The 23,379-nt window shown below is 67.9% G+C and carries 25 protein-coding genes; 14 read left to right on the top strand and 11 right to left on the bottom strand.

The window, feature by feature from the left end; genetic code table 11:
* The first annotated feature begins 270 nt into the window (after nucleotides 1-270).
* The gene (locus tag A8G15_RS12100) at nucleotides 271-1,143 is read left to right on the top strand and encodes an SGNH/GDSL hydrolase family protein (protein WP_068159392.1); all 873 of its coding nucleotides are present in this window, start codon (nucleotides 271-273) and stop codon (nucleotides 1,141-1,143) included.
* Between the two features lie 12 nt (nucleotides 1,144-1,155).
* Here the strand turns inward: A8G15_RS12100 and A8G15_RS12095 are convergent, their stop codons facing one another.
* The 3 genes from A8G15_RS12095 to A8G15_RS12085 are packed head-to-tail and all read right to left on the bottom strand — an operon-like array spanning nucleotide 1,156 to nucleotide 3,810.
* Nucleotides 1,156-1,662, bottom strand: a complete 507-nt coding sequence (locus tag A8G15_RS12095) for a hypothetical protein (RefSeq protein WP_068159369.1) — start codon at nucleotides 1,660-1,662, stop codon at nucleotides 1,156-1,158.
* Between the two features lie 20 nt (nucleotides 1,663-1,682).
* Nucleotides 1,683-2,753, bottom strand: coding sequence for a DNA polymerase III subunit beta family protein (locus tag A8G15_RS12090; RefSeq protein WP_156665356.1), 1,071 nt, complete (start codon nucleotides 2,751-2,753; stop codon nucleotides 1,683-1,685).
* Nucleotides 2,754-2,796: 43 nt separating this feature from the next.
* Nucleotides 2,797-3,810, bottom strand: coding sequence for a hypothetical protein (locus A8G15_RS12085; protein WP_068159368.1), 1,014 nt, complete (start codon nucleotides 3,808-3,810; stop codon nucleotides 2,797-2,799).
* Between the two features lie 96 nt (nucleotides 3,811-3,906).
* On the opposite strand from A8G15_RS12085, the gene A8G15_RS12080 reads away from it, so the two are divergent.
* Nucleotides 3,907-4,488, top strand: a complete 582-nt coding sequence (locus A8G15_RS12080; protein WP_068159367.1) for a TetR/AcrR family transcriptional regulator — start codon at nucleotides 3,907-3,909, stop codon at nucleotides 4,486-4,488.
* 30 nt (nucleotides 4,489-4,518) lie between these two features.
* On the opposite strand, the gene A8G15_RS12075 is transcribed toward A8G15_RS12080, so the two are convergent.
* From A8G15_RS12075 to A8G15_RS12065, 3 genes are all read right to left on the bottom strand, one after another.
* The gene (locus A8G15_RS12075; protein WP_068159365.1) at nucleotides 4,519-5,118 is read right to left on the bottom strand and encodes a DUF2510 domain-containing protein; all 600 of its coding nucleotides are present in this window, start codon (nucleotides 5,116-5,118) and stop codon (nucleotides 4,519-4,521) included.
* 135 nt (nucleotides 5,119-5,253) lie between these two features.
* Nucleotides 5,254-5,925, bottom strand: a complete 672-nt coding sequence (locus tag A8G15_RS12070; protein WP_068159362.1) for a DUF4352 domain-containing protein — start codon at nucleotides 5,923-5,925, stop codon at nucleotides 5,254-5,256.
* A gap of 37 nt (nucleotides 5,926-5,962) precedes the next feature.
* Nucleotides 5,963-6,442: a hypothetical protein gene (locus tag A8G15_RS12065; RefSeq protein ID WP_068159360.1), complete on the bottom strand. Its 480-nt coding sequence runs from the start codon at nucleotides 6,440-6,442 to the stop codon at nucleotides 5,963-5,965.
* Between the two features lie 134 nt (nucleotides 6,443-6,576).
* On the opposite strand from A8G15_RS12065, the gene A8G15_RS12060 reads away from it, so the two are divergent.
* A complete protein-coding gene (locus tag A8G15_RS12060; RefSeq protein WP_068159358.1) occupies nucleotides 6,577-9,771 on the top strand; it encodes a type I restriction endonuclease subunit R in 3,195 nt (1,064 codons plus the stop codon).
* Nucleotides 9,772-9,933: 162 nt separating this feature from the next.
* Entirely contained in the window at nucleotides 9,934-10,290 is a 357-nt protein-coding gene (locus A8G15_RS12055) for a CD225/dispanin family protein (RefSeq protein WP_082899836.1), read from the top strand.
* A 228-nt stretch (nucleotides 10,291-10,518) separates the two neighbouring features.
* Here A8G15_RS12055 and A8G15_RS12050 read toward each other — a convergent pair whose 3' ends face one another.
* Together A8G15_RS12050 and A8G15_RS12045 are read right to left on the bottom strand one after the other, a co-directional pair.
* Nucleotides 10,519-11,133, bottom strand: a complete 615-nt coding sequence (locus tag A8G15_RS12050; RefSeq protein WP_068159349.1) for a dihydrofolate reductase family protein — start codon at nucleotides 11,131-11,133, stop codon at nucleotides 10,519-10,521.
* A gap of 54 nt (nucleotides 11,134-11,187) precedes the next feature.
* Nucleotides 11,188-11,700 (bottom strand): Lrp/AsnC family transcriptional regulator, encoded by a 513-nt coding sequence (locus tag A8G15_RS12045; protein WP_068159388.1) that lies wholly within the window; start codon nucleotides 11,698-11,700, stop codon nucleotides 11,188-11,190.
* Between the two features lie 186 nt (nucleotides 11,701-11,886).
* Between A8G15_RS12045 and hppD the strand changes: the two genes are divergently transcribed.
* Nucleotides 11,887-13,092 carry a 4-hydroxyphenylpyruvate dioxygenase gene (gene hppD / locus A8G15_RS12040; RefSeq protein WP_068159348.1) on the top strand — a complete coding sequence of 402 codons (1,206 nt, stop codon included), beginning with the start codon at nucleotides 11,887-11,889 and terminating at the stop codon, nucleotides 13,090-13,092.
* Here the strand turns inward: hppD and A8G15_RS12035 are convergent, their stop codons facing one another.
* The gene (locus A8G15_RS12035; protein ID WP_068159346.1) at nucleotides 13,093-13,536 is read right to left on the bottom strand and encodes an SRPBCC family protein; all 444 of its coding nucleotides are present in this window, start codon (nucleotides 13,534-13,536) and stop codon (nucleotides 13,093-13,095) included. It abuts the gene before it with no gap.
* A gap of 151 nt (nucleotides 13,537-13,687) precedes the next feature.
* Between A8G15_RS12035 and A8G15_RS12030 the strand changes: the two genes are divergently transcribed.
* The 5 genes from A8G15_RS12030 (at nucleotide 13,688) to A8G15_RS12010 (ending at nucleotide 18,569) form a co-directional block, all read left to right on the top strand.
* Nucleotides 13,688-14,815, top strand: a complete 1,128-nt coding sequence (locus A8G15_RS12030; RefSeq protein WP_068159343.1) for an NDMA-dependent alcohol dehydrogenase — start codon at nucleotides 13,688-13,690, stop codon at nucleotides 14,813-14,815.
* Between the two features lie 53 nt (nucleotides 14,816-14,868).
* Nucleotides 14,869-15,495, top strand: a complete 627-nt coding sequence (locus A8G15_RS12025; RefSeq protein ID WP_068159341.1) for a TetR/AcrR family transcriptional regulator — start codon at nucleotides 14,869-14,871, stop codon at nucleotides 15,493-15,495.
* 91 nt (nucleotides 15,496-15,586) lie between these two features.
* Complete coding sequence (locus tag A8G15_RS12020; protein ID WP_068159339.1) at nucleotides 15,587-16,804, top strand: acyl-CoA dehydrogenase family protein; 1,218 nt, start codon at nucleotides 15,587-15,589, stop codon at nucleotides 16,802-16,804.
* A complete protein-coding gene (locus tag A8G15_RS12015) occupies nucleotides 16,801-17,832 on the top strand; it encodes a phosphotransferase family protein (protein ID WP_068159337.1) in 1,032 nt (343 codons plus the stop codon). Before A8G15_RS12020 ends, A8G15_RS12015 begins: the two co-directional genes overlap by 4 nt.
* Nucleotides 17,829-18,569, top strand: a complete 741-nt coding sequence (locus tag A8G15_RS12010) for an SDR family NAD(P)-dependent oxidoreductase (RefSeq protein WP_068159335.1) — start codon at nucleotides 17,829-17,831, stop codon at nucleotides 18,567-18,569. The genes A8G15_RS12015 and A8G15_RS12010 overlap by 4 nt, the downstream gene beginning before the upstream one ends.
* 3 nt (nucleotides 18,570-18,572) lie before the next feature.
* Here the strand turns inward: A8G15_RS12010 and A8G15_RS12005 are convergent, their stop codons facing one another.
* Entirely contained in the window at nucleotides 18,573-19,178 is a 606-nt protein-coding gene (locus tag A8G15_RS12005; RefSeq protein ID WP_068159333.1) for a ribulose 1,5-bisphosphate carboxylase large subunit, read from the bottom strand.
* A 114-nt stretch (nucleotides 19,179-19,292) separates the two neighbouring features.
* Between A8G15_RS12005 and A8G15_RS12000 the strand changes: the two genes are divergently transcribed.
* The 4 genes from A8G15_RS12000 to A8G15_RS11985 are packed head-to-tail and all read left to right on the top strand — an operon-like array spanning nucleotide 19,293 to nucleotide 21,745.
* Entirely contained in the window at nucleotides 19,293-19,790 is a 498-nt protein-coding gene (locus A8G15_RS12000) for a methylated-DNA--[protein]-cysteine S-methyltransferase (protein ID WP_068159331.1), read from the top strand.
* Nucleotides 19,777-20,274, top strand: a complete 498-nt coding sequence (locus tag A8G15_RS11995) for an RNA polymerase sigma factor (protein ID WP_068159329.1) — start codon at nucleotides 19,777-19,779, stop codon at nucleotides 20,272-20,274. Before A8G15_RS12000 ends, A8G15_RS11995 begins: the two co-directional genes overlap by 14 nt.
* Nucleotides 20,274-20,861: a methylated-DNA--[protein]-cysteine S-methyltransferase gene (locus tag A8G15_RS11990; RefSeq protein ID WP_068159328.1), complete on the top strand. Its 588-nt coding sequence runs from the start codon at nucleotides 20,274-20,276 to the stop codon at nucleotides 20,859-20,861. Before A8G15_RS11995 ends, A8G15_RS11990 begins: the two co-directional genes overlap by 1 nt.
* Nucleotides 20,858-21,745 (top strand): DNA-3-methyladenine glycosylase family protein, encoded by an 888-nt coding sequence (locus A8G15_RS11985; RefSeq protein WP_068159325.1) that lies wholly within the window; start codon nucleotides 20,858-20,860, stop codon nucleotides 21,743-21,745. Before A8G15_RS11990 ends, A8G15_RS11985 begins: the two co-directional genes overlap by 4 nt.
* Here the strand turns inward: A8G15_RS11985 and A8G15_RS11980 are convergent.
* Nucleotides 21,697-23,283, bottom strand: coding sequence for a bifunctional 3'-5' exonuclease/DNA polymerase (locus A8G15_RS11980; protein WP_068159323.1), 1,587 nt, complete (start codon nucleotides 23,281-23,283; stop codon nucleotides 21,697-21,699). The two genes, A8G15_RS11985 and A8G15_RS11980, sit on opposite strands and share 49 nt — an antisense overlap.
* Between the last annotated feature and the right edge of the window lie 96 nt (nucleotides 23,284-23,379).

Below are 23,379 nucleotides of genomic sequence, written 5' to 3'. Positions count from 1 at the left end.
GGTCAGCGTGCCGATGTCGGAGGGTGGTGGCGCCCGCGCCCGAGCGAATGTATCGCTCAGCTCTTCAGATCGAGTGAATGTATCGTTCGCTCGGAAAAGTCCACGCCCACACGGCGAATGGTGGCGTCGGCCGCACCCCGTCGGAGATGCGCGCGATGCGAGGTCGTCGGCGCGTGCAGGTGCGACGACCCATCCTCATTGTTCCACGACACAGAAACACGTCACCCGATCTCCATGTTGTCACGGCAGCCGTCACGGATACTGCTGATCATGAGCAAGCCCGTTGGACTCCGCGCCGCCGTCACCGCCGCCGTCGTCGCGACTACCGCCGCCGTCTCGTTCGCGTTTCCGGCCCCCGTCTCGGCGGCTCCTGCGAGCGGTGGTGTGCGGTACGTCGCGCTGGGGGATTCGCGGGCCGCCGGCCCCTCTCTCGACCGGACCGCGCAGACCAACGGGTGCGGCCGCTCCAACCTCGGCTATCCGACGCTTGTCGCCCAGGGAGTCGGTGCGGCGTCGTTCCTCAACCTATCGTGCACCGGAGCCCGCACCGAGCATGTGACGAACACGCCGCAGCCGACGTCGATGGGGGTGGTGCTCCCGCAGATCGAACGGATGCCCTCGGACGCCACACTGGTGACGCTCAGTATCGGTGGCAACGACATCAACTGGCCCACATTGGTTTCCCAGTGCTATGCCACTGCACCTGGCGGTGACGCCGGATGCCGAAACGATCCGGCAGTCAGCGACCGGGCGCTGTCCGCGCTCGCCGGACTCGGACCGAAGGTCTGGTCCACACTTGCCGCGATCAGGATGAAGGCGCCCGCCGCGCGCATCGTGCTGGTCGGGCACGGTGGAATCTTCGGAGATCGCGGATGCTGGCCGAACCTTCCGATCAGCAACGCCGACGCTGTCTGGGCGAAAGGCTTCTTCGCGATGATGAACGGAGTCCTCGCCACGGCGGCAGCGACGTCCGGTACCGAGTTCGTCGACGTCACTGCGGGCGCAGAAGGGCATGACGCCTGTGCCGCACCAGGGCAACGATGGTTCGAGGGACGTGAGGCCGGTCCGTCGTCGAGCCCGCTGCATCCGAACGCCGCCGGCATGGCGCACATGGCAAGCCGGGTACTCGGCGTGGTGCGCTGAAACTTCGAGGTGTCAGCCGGTAGCACCCGGTGCGGAGACGCGTCGCGTGCGGTCCCTCCGGTCGATGGCATCGGCGACCTCGTCGATGGCGGCCCGAACGGTGTCGCCGTACGGCCCGTCCGGCAGGTTCGGGGCGTGCTCGCGGGCGGCGGTGACGTGACCGGCGGCAGCATCGAAAGAACCCAGTCGTCGGTAGTTGTCGGCCAGGTTCAGGTGCAGCGAGGGATAGAAGCCGGCGACGTGCAGGCCTGCGTGGTGTTCCTGCACTCGTTGGTCGGTCACGGCATCGGCCGCGTCGAGGGCGCGTATGTCCCAGGTCAAGGCTTGCGCGGGATCGGCGTAGAGGTCTGCCAGGTAGTGCGCGAGTGTGCAGCGGTGCAATGGGTCGCCCAGGACGCCGATCTCGGACCACAAGTCCAGCAAGTGTTCTCGGGCGGCCGCGGCGTCGCCGGCTCGTCCTGTGGTGACGGCGTGTGCGATCGCATCCATGGTCGGGTCGGATTCGGCGGAGACAGTCATCGGGTGCTCCTCGGGATTGGTCAGGCGGTGTGGCCGGGGTCGATGGGCATTGCGAGGGTCGTGAGATCACCGCGGTCGGCGGAGCGAACCGTGACGGGCAGGTCCCATCCTCGTAGGTCCAACATCACGTCGGGTCCGATTGCGGTGCTGATCGCCGGGTAGAACGTCGTGAGCTGAAACGAAATTCGGAGATCCGCGCCTGTCGCTTCGGCGTTCAGTGAACCGAGGGATTGTTCGTCGCCGGTGAGGAATTCGGAAACGCCGTCGGCCACGGTCAGCGTGATGTGTTCGCCGGCACTGTCCTCGAGCGCCCGCAGCAGCACGTTCTTGGGGACGGTCACACGAGTGGTGGGCTCCGGCAGATCCGCGAGCATCGCCCGGTAGTCGGGGAACGGTTCGGCGACGAGCCTGCAGTGCTGATCCTCGCGCTCCACCGCCCGCAGCCGGATTCCGCGCGCCGATGCTTCCACGCGCACCGTTGTGCAGCGGCGCATCTCGGCGACCGCGGACCGCAGGTCTCCTGCATCGACCGTTGTGGACCAGCTGGAAGCCATCGGTTCCTCGGGCACCAGGGTGCGCGTCGAGAGCCGATACCGATCGGTTGCGGTCAGGGTGATCGCGTGCGGGCCGGCCTCGATGTGGATGCCGTCGAGTACCGGCATTGCGGGCTCGCGCGCCGTGGCGCTCGAGACCTGCTCGACCGCGTCGGCCAGCACCGGCCCCTTCAACGTGGCGATCGGAACGGCGGCGGCCGTATCGGTGAGCGTCGCCGTAAGGCGGGCCGCCCGGCGTCGCGCCGCGGTGGCATCGCCGAGCACTTTCGCGACGTGATCGTCGATCATCCGAGCCGCCTCTTCCGGTCCCGCGTCCAGGACCGCTCGGACCGACGCCAATGGCATGCCGATCTCGCGGAGCTGCCGGAGCATGTCGGCCCGGGGCAGCTGCTCGGGATGGTAGAAGCGGTAACCCGACACGGGATCGACCTCGGCCGGTAGCAGTAGCGCGGAGTCGGCGTAGAACCGCAGCGCACTCGGGGTCAGACCCGAACGCCCGGCGAAGACCCCGATCGACATCAGTTCGGAAGGTTGCACCTCGCCATCATCGAGCTTCAACCAACCTGAAGCGCAACTCCGGCTATTCGACGGTCGCGAGTTCCGGGACCTCGTCGTCGGCCTTCGATTCCCGCGCAGCGGCGATACACGTCAGCAGCACGCCTGCAGCCGCCCACATGGCCAGGACCGTCCACGGGAACGCGGTGTTCGCGTCGGGGAAGTACGACAGTTCACGCAGCAGGGTCGCGCCCGCGCCGGGCGGGAACCATTGCCCGACCGCGCCCCAGGGGCCGACGAGGAACTCGACCGGCATCGTGGCGGCGGAGATCGGATTCGCGATCAGCATCATCAGTACCGCGCCGACCCCGATGCCGGGCATGCCGAGCAGACTCCGCAACCCGACGATCGGCGCCGAGATAGCGACCACCGTCAACCCGACCGCGGCGGCGTTGACCCAGTAGCTGCCGTGCAGCCCGCCGAACCAGCTGTGGAGGATGCCGGCGAGCAGCAACCCGGCAGCGACCGCGTACGCCGCGAGTGCCGCTACGCGGGGAAGTGCCGTGGCGATCGCAACCGAGATGATCACAGCTCCCGCCATTCCACCGAGCACCAGCGGGAACGCGGCTGCCGACATCTTCGCGCCGCGCGGATCGGCGCCGTCGAACGGCACCACGTCGGTCACGGTGACGGCCGCTCCGGTCCGCTGCCCCATCTGCGCGGCCATCGCTTGAAGCATCTGGGCGACTTGAGGATTCGCGGCCGAGGCAATCAGGACCTCGAGGGCGTCGCCGGGCGCCGAACCGAGCACGATCGCGCCGTAGGCCTCCCGATGCTCGATGGCGTCGACCGCGGCCGCGCGGTCGGTCACGCGAGCCGGCGCGATCGTGTCGCCGGCCTGGGCCGTGACGACGCCGGGGATCTGCGCGACCGCTGCTTCCTGGCCTGCGACCGCAACCGGAAGGTCGCGGGGTTCCGATGTGACGGCCGGCCACGTGAAGGCCAGCAGAACGATTCCGACGATTGCGGCGGCGCCGACCGCCAGCGCGATCGCGCGTGCAACCGGTGTGCTGCCCGATGTTGCCGGGGTGGCGCTCATGGAAACCCTCCAAGAGAAAACGAATATTCGTTCTCTATAAAATGCCTCGGATAAGGTGCTTGTCAACAGCCCCGAGAGGATGGAAGGGAACCGGTCGTGCCCAGGGTCAGTCAGGAGCACCGCGCTGCTCGGCGTGCCGAGATCATCGACGCAGCTCTGCGCTGCTTCACGCGCTCGGGCTACCGCAGCACGACGATGGCCGACATCATCACCGAATCCGGCCTGTCCGCCGGCGCCATCTACGGATACTTCGGCGGCAAGCAGGAACTCCTCGTCGCCGTCGCCGACCACGTCCTCGGCGATCGGCGCGCACTTCTCGTTTCCATCGGAGGGTCCGAGGTCGGCGGCCTGGGGGACATCGTCGCCGCGATACTGAGGAACCTGGACGAGAGTTCCCTCGGCAGCGCCGTCCTGCAGGTGTGGGCGGAGGGGAGCATCGATCCGGAGATCGGTGACCTCGTTCGCGCCGTGTTCGCCCGGATGCGCGAATCCGTGATCGACATGCTCGCCGCCTGGGCAGTCGAGAATCCGCCTGCATCCGGAGTCGATTCGCGTACCTGGGCCACCGAGGTCGCGCCGGTCGTGCTGGGGGTGGTCCAGGGATTCATGATCCAGAAGTCGCTGATCGAGGATTTCGACGCTGCCGCCTACATCGCCGGAGTACGCGCCGCGATGTAGGCGCCTCGACCGTCGGAGTTGGTCGCCCGGTCACGGCGCCCCGAAGCCGTAGGTGAACTCCTCGGTCGACCAGTTCATCGTCGCGTGGTACTTGTACCCGCGCATGCGCCCGTCCCCGATATCTTCGGTAGCGACGAAACATTCGAACACCGTGGTGGTTTCGGTGAGGTTGTCGGTGGAACCGCCGTTGGTGGGGGAGCAGCTCACGTTGAGGACCGGCCCGTCGAACATGCCCTTGTCGACGTGTTCGTTCGCCATCGTTTCGATGCTCGATTCGATCTGCGCGACACTCAGCTGTCGGGAGAGGCGTTCGGCGGCCTCGCGCTTCTCCTGCTCGGCCTTCTCCGCTGCGACGCGTTCGGTCTCCCGGTTCGCGGCTTCCTCCGCCGCGGCAACCTGAGCTGCGACCTGGGCGTCGTGGTTGACCTTCCATGCCACCGTTCCGCCCGCACCCGCAAGTACAAGTACGGCAAGGCCGATGAGTATCGGCTTCTTCGGGATTCGCCGCTTCGGTTTGCCGTCCGTATCGGGGTCGGGCAGGTCGAGCCACTCGGACCCGCTCCAGAAGCGCTGTCCACCATCGGGGTTCGGATACCAGCCTGCCGGAGCGGGGGTTTTGTCGTCGCTCATTGTCGAAGTCCTTTCGGGAAACGAGGCCCGTGTGGTGTTCCTTTGTGGCGGTGGGGACCGCCAAAAGGAGACACGGGACGGGATGCGCCCCCGGTGCGCCCGACCCCTCTCGGGCGCACCGGCGGCTGCGGGTGGCTACCGGAGGGAGACGGTCGCGCCACCCGAGAACATGGAGTCGTGCAGTTCGATCGCGTCCGGGACTGCGCCGGCGGGCATGTCGAACACGACCGGCATCGTCACCGTGTTGCCCGGGTTGATCTCGTCCCAGAACGCGACGTCCGTGTCGAGGTTCAACGCTGCCGACGTATCGGGACCGAATTCGCGTCCCTGCGCGTCGATCAGTTTCTGGTCGCTCGGGCTCAGGCCCTTCGGTGCATCGGAGATGTTGGTGACCGTCATCGTGACGATCACGAACTGCCCCTGCGCTTCCTCCGCGAGGAACGGGTTGTCACCGAGCGACGCCAAGCCGGACTCCACGCCGGTGACGACGAACTCGAACTTGCCGTCACGGACCGGGGTGTTCATCGCAGCGGGCGTATTGTCCTTCACCGGCGCGGCGGCCGGCGCATCCACCACCCGGGCCGGGTTGTCCGAATTCGCCGAACCCGACGGATTGTCGTCCTCGCCGCCGGCCATCGAGGCGACGACGAAGACCGCGACGATACCGCCGACGATCCACGGCCACTTCCTCTTCTTCTTCGGCGGCTGCGCCGGCGGAAATCCGGCGGCGGGCTGCCATCCGCCCGGCTGCTGAGGCACGTAGTTCGGAGGCTGGATGCGGGGATCAGGCTGCTGGGGAGTGGTCATTGCACAACTCGTTTCGTAGAAGGGGAGGCGACGCGGATCAATTGCCGAGAGTGAGATGCACGCCGGATTTGGCATCGGTCTCGTCGAACGACACCGATCCGCGGTGGGTGATCCGCACGGCATAGTCGGACGCACCGCGTCGGACATCGGGCACCGCGAAGAAGAACGTGCAGAAGTTGCCCTCGCGGACGCTGCGGGTGAGCGGACCGACGCCGAGGACCGCTCCGGCTCCGTCGGACACCGAGATCGTGGTGCCGGGTGCGATGTCGTCGAAGCCGTGGTCGCCGACGCATTCGAAAGCGGAGACGGTGCTGTCCGCGGAGCCGCTGATGACCGTGAGCGTGCCGTTCATCTCGAACACGCTGGTGGTCGGTATCCGATCGGCGAGGAGCGCGCCGGTCGCGATCACTCCCGCGACCACCGTCGCCGCGCATACGCCCACCGAGAAGCCGGGCCAGAACCGGCTGTCGGCCGGCTGGTCGAACTCGACGGGTGCCGGGGCGAAATGAGTGGTCACGGCGACCTCCTGGGCTGGGAACGGAACGATTCGATCGTCGGTCCAGGTTCGGCCGCGGGACAGTTTCCGATTGATAACCCCGGTTATCGATCGGCAGTCTCGCTCCTGGGGTGTCGACCTTCTAAGTTGTTGTCATGGCAGACGTTCTGGACTTCACCGGCGGGCTCACCGAATCGTCGTGGGAGCACATGGCCCTCGACACTCTCGGCGAGCTCGGATGGCAGCACCTGCCCGGCAGCGACATCGCTCCGGGAACCGGTGAACGCATGTCGTGGGACGATCTGCTCGTCCCGGCGCGACTGCGCACGGCGATCGCCACGCTCAATCCCGGACTGCCCGCCGGCACGGTCGACGAGGCGGTCGCGTTCATCGGCACCGCCACCTCCACGGATGCCATCGCCGAGAACCGGGCGATCCACAACCATCTCACCGAGGGGTTGCGGGCCGTGTCGTACGTCGACGACACCGGTATCGCGGTCACCCCCACTATCCGTCTGCTCTCGACCGACCCCGACGAGAACGACTGGTTCGCCGCGAGCCAGGTCACCGTGATCCGCGGGGATTACGAGCGGCGCTTCGACCTCGTGCTCTACCTCAACGGAATGCCGGTCGCCGTCGTCGAACTGAAGAACGCCGGAAGTGAATATGCCGGTCTCACAGACGCGCACGCCCAGCTCCGGACGTATCTGCGCGAGTTCCCGCTGGCGTTCCGGTACGCGGTGATCGGACTCGTCTCCGACGGCATCAGCGCCGCCTACGGCACCCCGTTCACGCCCTTCGAGCACTACTCGCCGTGGAACGTCGACGACGACGGGAAGCCGGTGGAGTTCACCGGCGACAACCATCCGCTCGACGTCGCCCTGTTCGGATTGTTCAATCAGGAACGGTTCCTGCAACTGCTCCGCAACTACACCGCGTTCGATGAGAGCGAGAACGGTCTCGTCAAGCGAATCGCGAAGCCACACCAGTACTTCGCCGTGGCCAAAGCCGTCGGCTCCACCGTCGTTGCGGTCGAATCCGAAGGCAAGGCGGGTGTCGTCTGGCACACGCAGGGTTCCGGCAAGTCCATGGAGATGGAGCTCTACGCGAATCAGGTCATCCGCCATCCCAAGCTCGCCAATCCGACGATCGTGGTGATCACCGACCGCAACGAACTCGACGGCCAGCTCTACGAGGGTTTTTCGCGGTCCCGGCTGCTACCGGAACATCCCCGGCAGATCCGTCGCCGCGAAGAGCTGCGCAGCGAACTGTCGGGACGCACCACCGGCGGTATCTACTTCACGACCCTGCAGAAATTCGGCAAGAGCCGCGAGGAACGCGAAACCGGCCGGAGTCATCCCCAGCTCTCCGATCGCCGCAACATCATCGTCATCGTCGACGAGGCCCATCGCAGCCACTACGACGACCTCGACGGTTACGCCCGCCACCTGCGCGACGCACTGCCACACGCAACCCTCATCGCCTTCACCGGAACGCCGATCTCGTTCGAGGACCGCAACACTCAGGCCGTGTTCGGTGACTACATCGATGTCTACGACCTGACCCGCGCCGTCGAGGACGGCGCTACGGTGCCCGTGCACTTCGAAAGCCGGCTCGTGAAAGTGGCATTCGCCGGTGAGGTCACCGAGGAGCAGATCGACGCGTCCGCGGACGAGGCCACCGCGGGACTCGACGACACCGAACGAGCCCGCATCGAGAAGTCCGTCGCCGTGATCAACGCGGTGTACGGGACGCCGGCGCGGCTGAAGGTGCTCGCCGGTGACCTTGTCGCACACTGGGAGAACCGCCGAGCCGAGATGGCGAAATTCGTCGGATCCGACGACAATCCGACCGCATCCGGCAAAGCGATGATCGTGTGCGCGACCCGCGAGATCTGCGCCAATCTCTACAACGAGATCGTGACGTTGCGGCCGGACTGGCACTCCGACGACATCTCCACCGGTCGCATCAAAGTCGTGTACTCCGGCGACGCCGCAGACACCCCGCCGATCAGCAACCACGTCCGACGTGATTCCGCGAACGCTGCGATCAAGAAGCGGATCAAGGACATCGACGACGAACTCGAACTCGTGATCGTCAAGGACATGATGCTCACCGGTTTCGACGCGCCGCCGCTGCACACCCTCTATCTGGACCGGCCGCTCAAGGGTGCACTGCTGATGCAGACCCTCGCGCGCGTGAACCGCACCTTCCGCGGCAAACGCGACGGTCTGCTCGTCGCATATGCGCCGGTGGCGGACAATCTCGCCGACGCGCTCGCCGAGTACACGGCGTCGGACCGCACCACCAAACCGCTCGGCCGGCCCGTCGCCGAAGCCGTCGACGCCGTGAAGAACACCCTCACCATTCTCGGCAACATGCTGCACGGTTTCGACTGGCAGGCACACCGCGCGGCCACCGGTCAGCGCGGCTGGCTCGACATCGTGCTCGCGACCGTCGCCTACCTGCGGGATCCACAGAACCCCGAGAACAAGGTCGAGCAAGGCCAGGACACCCTCGCCGCGAGGTACCGCAAGCACGCATCGCAACTGTCGCGGCTGTGGGCAATCTGCAGCGGCCACGAAGATGTGCGACCGCTCGCCCGGGATGCGAGATTCTTCGAGGAAGTTCGCGTGTACATGGCGAAGTTCGACGCCGCCGACCGGCAGGCGCGGGGCGTCGCGGTACCCGAGGACGTCAAGCGGGCATTGCGGGCGCTCATGGCGGCCTCCGTCGAGTCCGGTGAGGTGCTCGACATCTATGACGCGGCAGGTATGCCGAGGCCGTCGCTGGCCGACCTCAACGCCGACTTCCTCGAACGGACCCTGCAGGCGAAGAATCCGAACCTCGCGATCGAGGCGCTCCGCAAACTCGTCGCCGAGGAATCCCGGAAGGTCGCCCGCCACAACCTCGTCCGGCAGCGCGCATTCTCGCAGAAGCTGCAGGAACTGATGATCAAATACACCAACAGTCAGCTCACCTCCGCCGAGGTGATCGCTGCGCTCGTCGAGGTCGCCAAGGAAGTGCAGGCGGAGTCGCAGCGCGGCCAGCGGTTCGATCCGCCGCTCGGCGACCACGAACTGTCGTTCTACGACGCCGTCGCCCAGAACGAGTCGGCGCTGTCCGACATGGGCGAGGACACCCTTGCCCAGATTGCCCGGGAACTGGTCGGGGTGATGCGTCGCGACGTCAAGACCGACTGGAAGGTACGAGAGGACGTCAAGGCGAAACTGCGGTCGCAGGTCAAACGCCTGCTGACCCGCTACAAGTACCCGCCGGATCGGCAGCCCGCTGCGATCAAGTTGGTGCTCGAGCAGATGGAGGCGATCGCGCCGACCATGGCCGCCTGACCGTGCCGTGTGCCTTTTGGGGCTCGGAGCCGCCGAAAAGGCACACCGGGCGGTAGCCCGGGAACATTTCGCCACGCCGCTGCATCTCATCGTCAGGTGGGGTTCACGGAGAGGGATCCGGCCGACAGACGACACGACAACACGGCTGCTCACGGAGGCGAGATGACTCATCAGGTTCAGAACATTCGGCCCGGCGGATTCCAGTACGCTCCCGTCGAGCAGATCCGCCCGGCGCTACCGTCCCAGAACACCGGATGGGCAGTCGCGGCACTGATCTTCTTCTGGCCGCTGGCGTTCTCGGCGTTCTCGCACGCTGCGAAGGTGTACCCGTTGTGGGCGACGGGCGACTATGCGGGTGCGCAGGCGGCGTCGGACAGTGCGAAGCGACTCGGCAGGATCGCGTTGCTTCTGTGGGTGATCTTCCTCGTCGTGCTGGTCGTGTTCTACGTGGTGGTCTTCGCGGCAGCCATGTCGGCCGTGAACGATATCCCGTCGTACTCGGACTACTCGTACCGCTGATCGACGCAGACTCAGCATCCACAGAGAACATCCACCGGAAGATGTCCGGTCGGCCGGTGCAGGGGACCGGCCGATCGGCGGATCCGGTCGGGAACAGTGATCTCGGTTTCGTCCGACGGTCACCGAGGATCGCCGGCAGTTCTGTAAGCCAAGAGGTTTCGTGCTCATGGAGGGGTGAGCACGAACTCGCGGTCTGCTGTCGCCTCGGAGTTCCCGACCGGATCGAATTCACTCCACTTCCATCGTGCCGAACTCGGGACGCCCCGCTCGCCGGTAGACGGCGATGATCACGCCCGTGCTCGTACTGCGCGTCTCGACGAGCGTCATGCCGGTATCGAGGCCGTGATCGGCGAACAGCCGGCGGCCCTGGCCGACGACAACGGGGAACGTCAGCAGGTTGTATTCGTCCACGAGATCGTGTTCGTGGAGGGCGCGCACGAGATCGATACTGCCGTGCACCTGAAGTTCGCGGCCGGGCCGGGCCTTCAGTTCGGTGACGGCGGTGGCGATGTCGCCGTCCAGCACAGTGGTCGGCCCCCACGGTGGATCTTTCAGGGTGGTCGAAGCGACGTACTTGGGCAGTGTGTTGAGCCGGTCGGCGACGACGTCGTCCGGGTCGGTGGAATTCGGCCACGACGCGGCGAATATGTCGTAGGTCTTCCGGCCGAGCAGGAACGCGTCGACCCGTCCGAACAACTCGGCGATGAACGCGCCGGTGTCGTCGTCGAACAGTGGCACCACCCAGCCGCCACGGTCGAAGCCCCCGCTCCGATCCTCGTCGGGTCCGCCGGGGCCCTGCGCGACCCCGTCGATCGAGACGAATGTGGTCACCGTCAATTTCATCCGATCCTCCTTTCCTGGCTTTCATACGGAACAGACCGTCCGGGGGCAGGTACCTCATCGCCGGCGGTAGGCGGGTGCCTTGGCCGCCCTGCCGGGTTCCAGGGTGCGCAGCAACGGCATCGTGCGGTACGGAACCAGTTCGGACAGCACGATCACGCTCGTCGACCGGGTGATCACCGCGGAGCGGTTCAGTTCGATGAGGGTGTGCTGCAGTCCCCGATGCGACATGGCCGCGATGCGGCACAGGATGTCGCCCGACCCGGTGGTGACGAACGCCTCGAGGACGCCCGGGATCGCTTCGAGTTCCCCGGTGACGGTTTCGAGGGCGCCCTGTGCGATCTCCATCGTCACGAACGCCTGGACCTCGAACCCCGCCGCCGCCAGGTCGATTCGCGGTTCGTACCCGGCGACGAGTCCCGATTCCTCCAGGCGGTGCAGACGCGCCGACACGGTTGCGCGGGCGACCCGCAGATGCCGGGACAACTCCAGCGCACCGGTTTTCGGATCGTCGTGGAGTGCCTCGAGCAGTGCGAAGTCCAGTTCGTCCAGTTGCACGGCTGAGCGCACGGCCCCGTCCTCCCGATCGCGGGCGAAACTGTACCGATTGTATAGCTGGATCGGGTCGAGGCCGCCGGTTCCAGGCAGTTCGACCACCTGCACGGCTCGCGATTGCACAGTTCCCGCGCGCGCGTTCTCCTGAGGACACAGGCCGCACCGTCGGCACCCCGGGCGTTGTTGCAGGAGGAATCCGCCATGACCCTCGAGTACACGCTGACCGACAGCGAGAAGCTCGCGCGACTCGACCCCGAGACGCTCAGGCAACTGATCGGTCTCGTCGAACACGATCCCGATCGTGACCCCTTCCCTGTCGGTGGGTGGGATGCCGTTGTGTGGGCGGTCGGAAACGCCACGCAGACCACCCACTATCTCCAGTCCGCGTACGGCATGGATCTCGTCGCGTATTCCGGCCCGACGACCGGGAACAGCGACCGGCACTCGTACGTACTGACCAGTGGTGCAGTGCGATTCGTCGTCGAGGGCGCGGTCGATCCGGACAGTCGGATCGCCGAGCACCATCGTGTGCACGGTGACGGGGTGGTCGACATCGCGCTGCAGGTGCCCGACGTCGACAAGTGCATCGGCCACGCTCGCCGATGCGGCGCGACCGTCCTCGAGGAACCGCACGAGGTCACCGACGAACACGGCACGGTGCGGGTCGCGGCGATCGCGACGTACGGGCAGACACGACACACGCTCGTCGACCGTTCGCGCTACACCGGGCCTTATCTGCCCGGGTATGTGGTGAGGACGTCGACCTACCGCAAGCGGGACGATCCGCCGCACAACCTGTTCCAGGCTCTCGATCACGTGGTCGGCAACGTGGAACTCGGCCGCATGGACGAATGGGTCGACTTCTACAACCGGGTCATGGGTTTCGTGAACATGGCCGAGTTCGTCGGTGACGACATCGCCACGGAGTACTCCGCGCTCATGAGCAAGGTGGTGTGCAGCGGCAATCACCGGGTCAAATTTCCGCTCAACGAGCCGGCCGTCGGCAGGAAGCGCTCGCAGATCGACGAGTTCCTCGAGTTCCACCGCGGTCCCGGGGTCCAGCACCTGGCACTGGCCACGAGCGACATCCTCGCCGCCGTCGATCGGATGCGCGACGAGGGCGTCGAATTCCTCGCCACTCCGCCCGCCTACTACGAGGACCCCGAACTGCGGGCCCGGATCGGACAGGTGCGGGTACCGATCGGTGAACTGCAGAAGCGGGGGATCCTCGTCGACCGCGACGAGGACGGCTACCTGCTGCAGATCTTCACCAAACCTATCGGCGACCGGCCGACGGTGTTCTTCGAACTGATCGAACGGCACGGATCGCTCGGGTTCGGCAAGGGCAACTTCAAGGCCTTGTTCGAAGCGATCGAGCGGGAGCAGGCCGCGCGCGGAAACTTCTGATCAGGTCAGTTGTCCGAGGCGCGTGCGCAGATCCCGTTCGGTCTGGCGGACGGCGGTGCCCACGACCGGTTCGATGAGCATTCCCAGCGCGCGCCCGGCGAGACCACCGGGAAGTTCGTATCCGAAGTCGACGTCGAGCTGCGAGCGACCGTCGCCGAGGTCGGTGAAGCTCCAGCTCGACGACGTGCGGAAACCCGAGATCGAGCTCAGCACGATGACGCGGTCGCGTTCCCATTCGACGACCTCGAGGCGGGAATCGAGGCTCTTCGGCCCGATCTGCATCGCGGCGTCGAAGACCGCGCCGAGCCCGTTGACCTGCGCCCCGACCGGTTCGAACCGGCTCACCCCGAACATCCACTCGGGGACCGTGCGGTGGTCGTCCACATAGGAGAACGCCACATCGACGGGGATTGTTGCGACGGCACTGTGCCGGACGTGGATCATGCGGCGAACCCTTCGTGATGCAAATTACTGTTACTGACTGTATCGGCAACTCGGCCCGAGGGAAACGCTTCCTCGAATCTGCTGCCGAACCCGGGCCGTCCTGTTTCACTCACTGGTGACGCATGCCACATCGGTATCGGATGGAGGGTTCGTGAAGATCAAGGCCGCAGTATTGAAGGGGACGGGTCAGCCGTGGGAGATCGACGAGATCGACCTGGGCGACCCGGTGGCCGGAGAGGTGCAGGTCCGCTTGGCGGCTTCCGGCTTGTGCCACTCCGACGAACACCTCCGCAGTGGCGCCACGCCCCTGCCGTTCTATCCGGTCCTCGGCGGGCACGAGGGCGCGGGCGTCGTCACCAAGGTCGGGCCGGGCGTGACGAACCTCGAGGAGGGCGACCACGTCGTCCTCGCGTTCATCCCGGCCTGCGGTCGCTGTCGTTCGTGCGCGAAGGGGTTGCAGAACATCTGCGACATGGGTGCCGGTCTGCTCACCGGCCAGGCGATCTCAGACAACTCGTATCGGGTGAGCCTGCGCGGCGAACCGGTCATCCAGATGTGCCTGCTCGGCACGTTCGCGCCGTACGTCACCGTCAACGAAGCATCCGTCATCAAGATCGAGAAGGATATTCCGCTCGAGAAGGCGGCACTGCTCGGCTGCGGTGTGGCCACCGGATGGGGTTCGGCCACGGCGATCGGCGGCACCCAGGTCGGCGACACGGTCGTCGTGATCGGTGTCGGCGGTGTCGGCATCAACTCGGTCCAGGGCGCCGCCCACGCGGGCGCGCGGCACGTCGTCGCGATCGACCCCGTGCAGTTCAAGCGCGACAAGGCCGTCGAATTCGGTGCCACCCACACCTTCGCGTCGATCGAGGAGGCCGCTCCGGTGATCGGCGAGATCACCTGGGGCGCAATGGCAGAGGTCACGATCATCACCGTCGGCGAGATCCACGGCGACATGATCGCACCTGCGCTCGGGCTGACCGCCAAGGGTGGGCAGGTCGTGGTCACCGGCATGGGAGCGGCGACGGACACCCAGGTCACGTTGAGCCTGTTCGAGCTCACTCTCCTGCAGAAACGCCTGCAGGGTGCCATCTTCGGGGGTGTCGGACCTCGCTCGCAGATCCCGAAGCTTCTCGATCTGTACCGCAGCGGGCAACTCGAACTCGACGGACTGGTCACCACCACGTACAAGCTCGAGGACATAAACCAGGGCTACGCGGACATGCACGACGGGAAGAACCTGCGCGGCGTCGTCCTGTACGGCGACAACGACCACTGATTCCCGACCGGGACGGTCGAACGGGGCTGCCGGCGTCGCCTACGGTGTTATCCATGGACACCCGAGAGGATTCGGACGCCGGCAGCCCCGGCTCGTGGCGCACCTACGAACCGGCGGTGCTGCCGAAGCCGCTGGCCGCCGCGCTCGACGCGTTCGCCGAACGCGGTTACGACGGCACCTCGATCCGCGAGGTCGCCGCTCGTGCCGAACTCTCGGTTCCCGGTCTGTACCACCACTATCCGTCGAAGCAGGCACTGCTGGTGTCGTTGACCACGACGGTGCTCGAGGACCTGCTCGACCGCAGCCGCCGGGCCCTGGCCGAGGCGGGGCCGACGCCGTCGGAACGGTTCGACGCGGTCGTCGAGTCGCTGCTGCGTTTCCACATGTTCCGGCGCAACGAGGCGTTCGTGGCGTCCACCGAGATGCGCAGCATGGAACCGGAGAGCCGGGAGGCGTTCGTCGCCTTGCGGGACATCCAGCAGCGCATGATCGACGACATCGTCCGGGAAGGCGTCGACGCCGGGGAGTTCGCGACCGTCTATCCGGAGGATGCGAGCCGGGCCGTGACGACGATGTGCGTGGCCGTGGCCACCTGGTATCGGGCCGACGGGCCACTGTCCCCGGACGAGATCGTCGAGCGGTATCTGGCCATCGCGCGCAGTTCCGTCGGCGCTCGCTGACGGGCTCCTCTCGGGGTTGACCCTCGCAGGGTCGATGTGCCACCGTTGGGCAGACCGAGCGATCGATCGGTCGGTGACGGAAGGAGTGGCGATGGCAGTCGATTTGTCCTACCCGGACCGGGTGGTCGAACTGGTCGCGAAGACCGAGGAGTTCATCCGCGACGTGGTGCTGCCCGTCGAGGACGCGCACGGCGGCGACATCGCCGTCGCGGGTGGCGAGAGCGCCCGCGTCGAACTGCAGAAGGCCGCCAAGGACGCCGGTGTCTTCGCCCCGCACGTGTCGGTCGAATACGGCGGGCACGGCCTCGGCATGGTCGACCGGGCGCCGGTCTTCGAGGCTGCCGGCTACTCCCTGTTCGGGCCGACCGCGCTGAACATCGCGGCACCCGACGAAGGCAACATGCACATGCTCGCCCACATCGCGACGGACGATCAGAAGCAGCAGTTCCTGGCGCCCCTCGCGGCCGGGGACGTGCGGTCCGCGTTCGCTATGACCGAACCCGCTCCCGGCGCCGGAGCCGACCCCAACGCGCTGCGTACCCGTGCCGAGAAGGTCTCGGGTGGATGGAAGATCAACGGCCACAAGCATTTCATCACCGGCGCCGACGGTGCCGGATTCTTCATCATCATGGCCCGTACCTCCGGGGAACCCGGCGAGCGCGGTGGCGCGACGATGTTCCTCGCCCCCGCCGACACCCCCGGCCTGAAGGTCGGGCGGCACATCGGCACCCTCGACAAGTCGATGATCGGCGGCCATTGCGAGGTGTTCTTCGAAGACCTCTTCGTTCCGGATTCGGCAGTGCTGGGTAAGCCCGACGAGGGCTTCGCCTACGCGCAGGTCCGGCTCGGACCGGCCCGCATGACGCACGTGATGCGCTGGCTCGGCGCCGCCCGCCGCGGCCACGACATCGCCGTCGGATATGTCGCCGAACGCGAAGGCTTCGGCTCCCGGCTCGGCGATCTCGGGATGATCCAGAAGATGGTCGCCGACAACGAGATCGACATCGCGGCCACCCGGGCGCTGCTCGTCCACGCGTGCTGGGCACTCGACGGCGGATCGCACGCGGCGAACGAAACCTCCATCGCCAAGACCTTCGCGGCCGAGGCGATCTTCCGCATCGTGGACCGTTCGGTGCAGATGTGCGGCGGTCTCGGCGTGTCCGAAGACCTGCCGCTCGCGCGATTGTCCCGCGAAGTCCGCCCGTTCCGCGTATACGACGGGCCGTCCGAGGTACATCGCTGGGCCATCGCCAAGCGCACCGTCGGCGCCGCCCGCAAGGCGGCCGCCGCGAAGACGGCACAGTCGTGACCGTCGTGCGGCACGAAGGACTGGATCTTCCTGCCCTGCGCCGATTCCTCGACACCGCGGGAGTCGCCGTCGACGGCGAGTTGCGGGCCGAGTTGATCTCCGGCGGCAAGTCGAACCTCACCTACGGCATCTCGGACGACTCCTCCGCCTGGGTGCTGCGTCGTCCCCCCACCTCCGGACTCACACCGTCGGCACACGACGTCGCCCGCGAATACCGGGTCGCACACGCGCTGCAGGATTCCGCCGTCCCGGTCGCGCGCACCGTCGCGCTGTGCGAGGACGACACGGTGATGGGAGCACCGTTCAGCGTCGTCGAGCGCGTCGACGGCCGCGTGATCCGAAGCACCGACGATCTCGACAGCCTGACAGATACCGAAATCGATTCGTGCACCGAAGAACTCGTGCGGGTTCTCGCCGAACTCCACAACGTCGACCACCGCGCCGTCGGGCTCGGCGAGTTCGGGCGCCCCGACGGCTACGTGACCCGGCAGGTGAAGCTGTGGGCCGGACAGTGGGGCCGGGTCAAGACCCGCGACCTGCCCGACATCGACCGGCTGCACGCGGCGCTCGCCGATTCGATTCCCGAATCGCCTGCGCCGTCGATCGTGCACGGCGACTACCGCATCGACAACACCATCCTCTCCCACGACGACGTGGGCAAGGTCGTGGCCGTGGTCGACTGGGAGATGGCGACGCTCGGCGACCCGTTCACCGACCTGGCGTTGATGTGCGTGTACCGCAATCCCGCTCTCGACCTGGTGCTCGGGATGCCCGCCGCATGGACGAGCCCGCGCCTGCCGTCCACCGGCGACCTCGCCCAGATGTACGCGGTCGCGTCCGGCCGCGACATCGCGCACTGGGACTTCTACCTCGCCCTGGCGAACTTCAAGCTCGCCGTGATCGCCGAGGGCATCAACCACCGGTGGCGCGTCGGCGCGACCGTCGGTGACGGATTCGACAAGGCCGGCGAAGCAGTCCCGGCCTTCGTGGCAGCGGGCCTGGAGGCCCTGAAGGGACAGACGTCGTGAGTTCTCGCAGCGCGCTGGTCACCGGCGCTTCGCGCGGTATCGGCCTCGGGGTCGCCACCCGCCTGGCCGGGCAGGGTTACGGGCTGACGATCAGCGCCCGCGACCCGGAACGGCTCGACAAGGTCGCCGCGCAACTGCTCGCGGCGGGCGCACCCGAGGTGCGGGCCGTCGCCGTCGATCTGGCCGACCCGGCTGCCGCCGAGCAGGTCGTCGGCGCCCACGAGACGACTTTCGGGACGATGCGGGCTCTCGTGCTCAACGCCGGGGTGGGAACCGCGGGCACCATCGCCGAATTCCCCATGCGACGGTTCGACAAGACCCTCGCGGTGAACCTGGCCGCACCGTTCGCGCTGCTGCAGGCGTCGCTTCCGCTGCTCCGCGCGGCTGCCGCCGCCGAACCCGACCGGGGTGCGAAGGTGATTGCGTTGTCGTCGATCACCGGCGTGTTCTCCGAACCGGGACTGTCCGTCTACGGTGCCACGAAAGCCGCGCTGATCTCCCTCGTCGAGACCCTCAACGCCGAGGAATCGGGCAACGGGATCAGTGCGTCGGCGATCGCCCCTGCGTACGTCGACACCGACATGTCGGACTGGATCAAGGAGAAGATCCCGGCGAACGAGATGCTCGAGGTGAACGACGTCGTCGAGATGGTCGACGCGTTGCTGAAGCTCTCGTCGCGAGCGGTGCTGTCGCGGCTCGTGCTCAGCCGGGCGGGGGCCGACGCCTACCGGGCGTGACGATCAGTCGTCGCCGTTGTCTTCCTTGTCCTCGCCGCGCCGCCGCAGGAAGCCGAACCCGGGCACCCCGACGATCGCGTGACGCACGTCCTTGGCGACGCCGAGCAGTTCGTGAATCTCGGGGGCCACGGACTCCAGGGTGCCGAGGATCGGCATGAGAGCACGCATGTGGTCGGCGAGGTCGGGGAACTGATCGAGCATCGACACCGCGGCGTGCACCTCCTCCGGGCTGAGTTCCTCGATGAACTGCGAGGCCAGGGGAGCGGCCTGCCGGGCGAGGGGACCGTAGGTGTCGAGCAGCCCATCGGCGGTGTCCGCGCTGCGTCCCGCCGAGTCGACCACGTCCTGCGCGCGGGCGGCGACCGCGGCGGCATGGGCGACGACCGCGGTGGTCGAGTCGATGACGGACGTGGCGTGCGCGACCGCGGCGGCCGCGTCGGTGACCACCGCGTCCACGCGGGCGACCAGTGCCTCGGCGGTGTCGAGCAGTGCCGCGACCCGGCCCGGCACGGACACCGCGAACACCGCGGTCTCGACCGTGCGGTCCAGCGCGGTGCGGGTCGCATCGACGACGGAGGACAGCAACGGCACGGCGGGTAGAGAGATCACCGGATCATCCTGCCCGACGGTGCCCGGCCCGACCCATCCGAGTCGATCTCACGTTTGCGGGCGTCGCAGCGTCTACCGGACGAGACCCCGGCCCCGCATGGAAGGATCGACATCGTGGACGCAGCGCGAGCACACACCGTGATCGACTCGCCGATCGGCGACCTGACCCTGGTGACCACCGACGGAGCGCTGTCGGGGCTCTACCTCACCGAGCACCGCCACCGGCCCGACCCGGCGACCTTCGGCCCGCACACCGACCGCGGATTCGAGCAGATCCGCGAGGAGCTCGACGAGTACTTCACCGGTGGCCGCACCGAATTCACCATGCCGCTCACGCTCACCGGGACAGAGTTCCAGCGCAGTGTCTGGGCTGCGCTGCGGGCGATCGACTACGGCACCACCTGCACGTACACGGAGCTCGCGACCGCGATCGGCCGGCCCACGGCGATCCGTGCGGTCGCAGCCGCGAACGGCCGGAACCCCGTGAGCATCGTGGTTCCGTGCCACAGGGTCATCGGCAGCGACGGCACCCTCACCGGCTACGCGGGCGGGCTCGACCGCAAGCGGTTCCTCCTCGACCGCGAATCCCGGTCCCTCCATGCCCCGGCCTGAGCGGATACCGCCCTTCGAACGGGTGGTCGCGACCCACGGAGCAACCGTGCTGCGTGTGTGCCGCGCACTGCTCGGACCGGTGGACGCGGACGATGCCTGGTCCGAAACGTTCCTCGCTGCATTGCGGGCCTACCCGGATCTGAAACCCGGCAGCAACGTCGAGGCGTGGCTGGTCACCATCGCACACCGCAAAGCGATCGACGTGCACCGCGTGCGCGCCCGCATTCCCGTGCCCGTCGAGACCCTGCCGGACAGGCCCACCGCCACCGGCGTGCCCGGCACCGGCGACGACGAGCTGTGGCAGGCGGTCGCGGCACTGCCGTTCACGCAGCGCGCCGCCGTCGTCTATCACCACGTCGCGGGACTGCCGTACGCGGAGATCGCGGCGATCCTCGGGAACAGCACCGACGCGGCACGCCGCGCGGCAGCGGACGGACGCGCGGCGCTGCGGCGTCACTACCAAGTCGAGACAGGAATCCGGTGATGACTCTTCCCCACCCCGAGGCGTCCGCGACCGATCTCGCCTGGCTGCACACCCGGCTCGTCGTCGACGCACAGACCGCCGGGCTCCTCGACCTCGCGTACCGCGTCGTCGACTCGCCGGTCGGCCCGCTGCTCGTGGCCGCCACCGGCAGCGGAATCGTGCGGGTCGCGTTCTCCGTCGAGGGACACGACGACATCCTCGACGACCTCGCCACCCGCATCAGCCCCCGCATCCTCGAGGCGCCTGCGCGCCTCGACACCGCGGCACGGCAACTCGACGAATACTTCGACGGCCGCCGTCACGCCTTCGATCTGCCGCTCGATCTGCGGCTCGCCACCGGTTTCCGGCGCGACGTCATCGTGCATCTTCCGGAGATCGGCTACGGGCACACCGCCAGCTACGCGGAGGTTGCAGCGGCCTCGGGAAGCCCCCGTGCGGTCCGGGCGGTCGGCACCGCGTGTGCGAAGAACCCCTTGCCGGTGATCGTTCCGTGCCACCGGGTGGTGCGCAGCGACGGCGGGATCGGACAGTACGTCGGTGGGGTCGACGCCAAACGCGCCTTGCTGCACCTGGAGGCGTCGGGATGAGCACACTCGTCGACCTTCCGGTGGCTGAACCGTTCGCGGCAGCCCCGCTGCTCGCATCGCTGCGCGGCCACACCGTGCCCGGACTCGAGCGGCACGACACGACCATCGGCAGCCACACGAGGGCGGTGCGCGGGGCACACGGCCCGGCCCTCGTGACCGTCACGTTCGACCGCGCCCCGACCGTGCGGGCGGCCATCGACGCCGCGCACCGCGACGACCTACCCGCACTCGAACAGACCGTGCGTCGCTGGCTCGACCTCGACGCCGACCCGGTTGCCGTCGACACCGCCCTGAGCGCCGATCCGCTGCTCGCGCCGCTCGTCACCGCGCGCCCCGGGTTGCGGGTGCTCGGTTCTCCGCACTGGTTCGACACGGCGGTGCAGACGGTGATCGGCCAACAGGTCAGTGTCGCGGCCGGATGCACCTTCACCGCGCGGCTCGTCGCGTCCTACGGCGAGCCCGCGCCGCGCGGATTCATGTGTTTCCCACTGCCGCACCGACTCGCCGACGCCGACCCCGACGAGTTGCGCGCCGCGGTGGGGCTGACCCGGGCGCGCGCCCGGACAGTGCAGGTACTGGCACGTGCCGCTGCCGACGGACTGAGCCCCGCACTGCCGGATTTCCGCAACGAATTGCTGGCGCTGCCGGGTATCGGGCCGTGGACCGTCGACTACCTCGCGGTGCGTGCCCTCGGCGATCGTGACGCCTACCCGGGGGGCGATCTGGTGCTGCGGCGCGCGCTCGGCGTCGCGACGGCCGGTGAAGCCGAAGCCCGCGCGGAACCGTGGAGTCCGTGGCGGGCCTACGCGGCGACCCACCTGTGGACCGAAACGGTCTACTCGTCGGCCTCCGTACCGGCCGACGCCGGATCGTCCTCTGCGTAACTGGTGCGCACCGACATCTTCATCGGGAAGCGGACAGCCGTGTCCCCGAACAGCAATCGGGTGGCCACGGCGACCGACGCCTCGATGTGCGCGGCCGCAGCCTCCGGGTTGCGGGTGTGCACCACCACCTCGTCGTGCTGGAAGAACACCAGCTCGCCGACGGTCCGATCCGGATCCGTCAGGAGCCGGCGGCGCAGTTCCGCCAGCACACACAGTGCCCATTCGGCGGCGGTGGCCTGCACGACGAAATTGCGGGTGAAGCGTCCACGGGACCGGGCATCGCCGCGTTCGTGGAATCCGTCCTCCGGTGGCGGGCACGCCCGGCCCAGCCACGAATGCACCACCTCGCCGCGCTCACCGGCGCGGGCCGCGCGTTCCACGTAGTCGACCGCGACCGGGAAACGACTGCGCAGCAGCGGCAGGAGCGGGCGTGCGTCGCCCGAGGTTCCGCCGTACAGGACGGCGAGGATCGCGACCTTCGCCTTGCCGCGGTCCCCGCCGAACACGTCGGCCGCGACCGGCGCGTACAGGTCGTCGGCGCCGGCTGCCGCGACCATTCGTCGATCGCCCGACACGGCAGCGAGGATGCGGGGTTCGAGCTGCCCGGCGTCCGCGATCACGAACGTGTGCCCGGGATCGGCGATGACGCTGGAGCGCAACGATTTCGGAATCTGCAGTGCGCCGCCGCCGCGGCTGGCCCACCGTCCCGACACCACCGCGCCCGGCACGTACACGGGCCGGAACCGCGAGCCCCGTACCCACGTGTCGAGCCAGTGCCAGCCGTTGGTGCTGAACAGCTTCGACAGGTCCCGGTGTTGCAGCAGCAACGGCACCGCGGGATGCTCGATCTCCCGCAGCACCCACTTGCGGGTCGATGTCAGCTCGATCCCGGCGCGCCGGAACGCGTCGATCACCTCGGCGGGGGAGGCCGGATTGAGCCGGCGCCCGAACGCGTCGCCGATCCGTTCGTTCAGCTCCGCGATCCGGACGGGCAGGTCGTAGCCGATCGGGCGCGGCCCAAGGGCTTCCTCGAGCAGCCGCCGGTGGGCGTCGGCGGAGAACGGCAGGCCGTCGAATCCCATCTCGGCGGCCGCGAGCGTGCCCGCCGATTCGGCCGCCACGAGCAGATCGAGCCGCCCGTTGCCCGCCAGCACCCCGCGCTGCTCGGCGAACTCGGCGACCACCGCATTCGGGTCGGTGGGGGGCGCTGTGTCGAACAAGCCGGGCCGATCGTCGATCGGCTCGTCGCCCGGTGGAACCGGCAGACCTGCGCGCATACCGAGGATCGCGCGTGTGGTCGCCAGGTCGTGGCAGCGCTGCACCCGCACGCCGGCTCGCAGGAGCAGCGGATACACGGTGGCGGTGTTCGACCAGATCCACCGCGGCCGGTCCGCGGCTTCGACGGCGCGCACGGCCTCCGCGACATCGCGATGGTGCGTCGCCGCAGTGAGCGGCCGGCCGTCCCCGTCGACGGAGATGAAGCTCGCGCCGGGTATCTCACCGCCCGATGCGGTATCGGGGACCAGGACCGTTCGCATCGGTACAGTGTGCGCGTCCGGTCCGACAATTCACCCACCGGATTCCCTGACCCGCACGCGGCGGAGACAGCCGTGCGCGGAAGACCGTGCGCGGTT

Origin of the sequence: Rhodococcus phenolicus, from assembly GCF_001646785.1 — a bacterium.
Classification (GTDB): domain Bacteria; phylum Actinomycetota; class Actinomycetes; order Mycobacteriales; family Mycobacteriaceae; genus Rhodococcus; species Rhodococcus phenolicus.
Note: the sequence above shows the minus strand (reverse complement) of the source record. Positions and strands in the feature narration are given on the sequence as shown.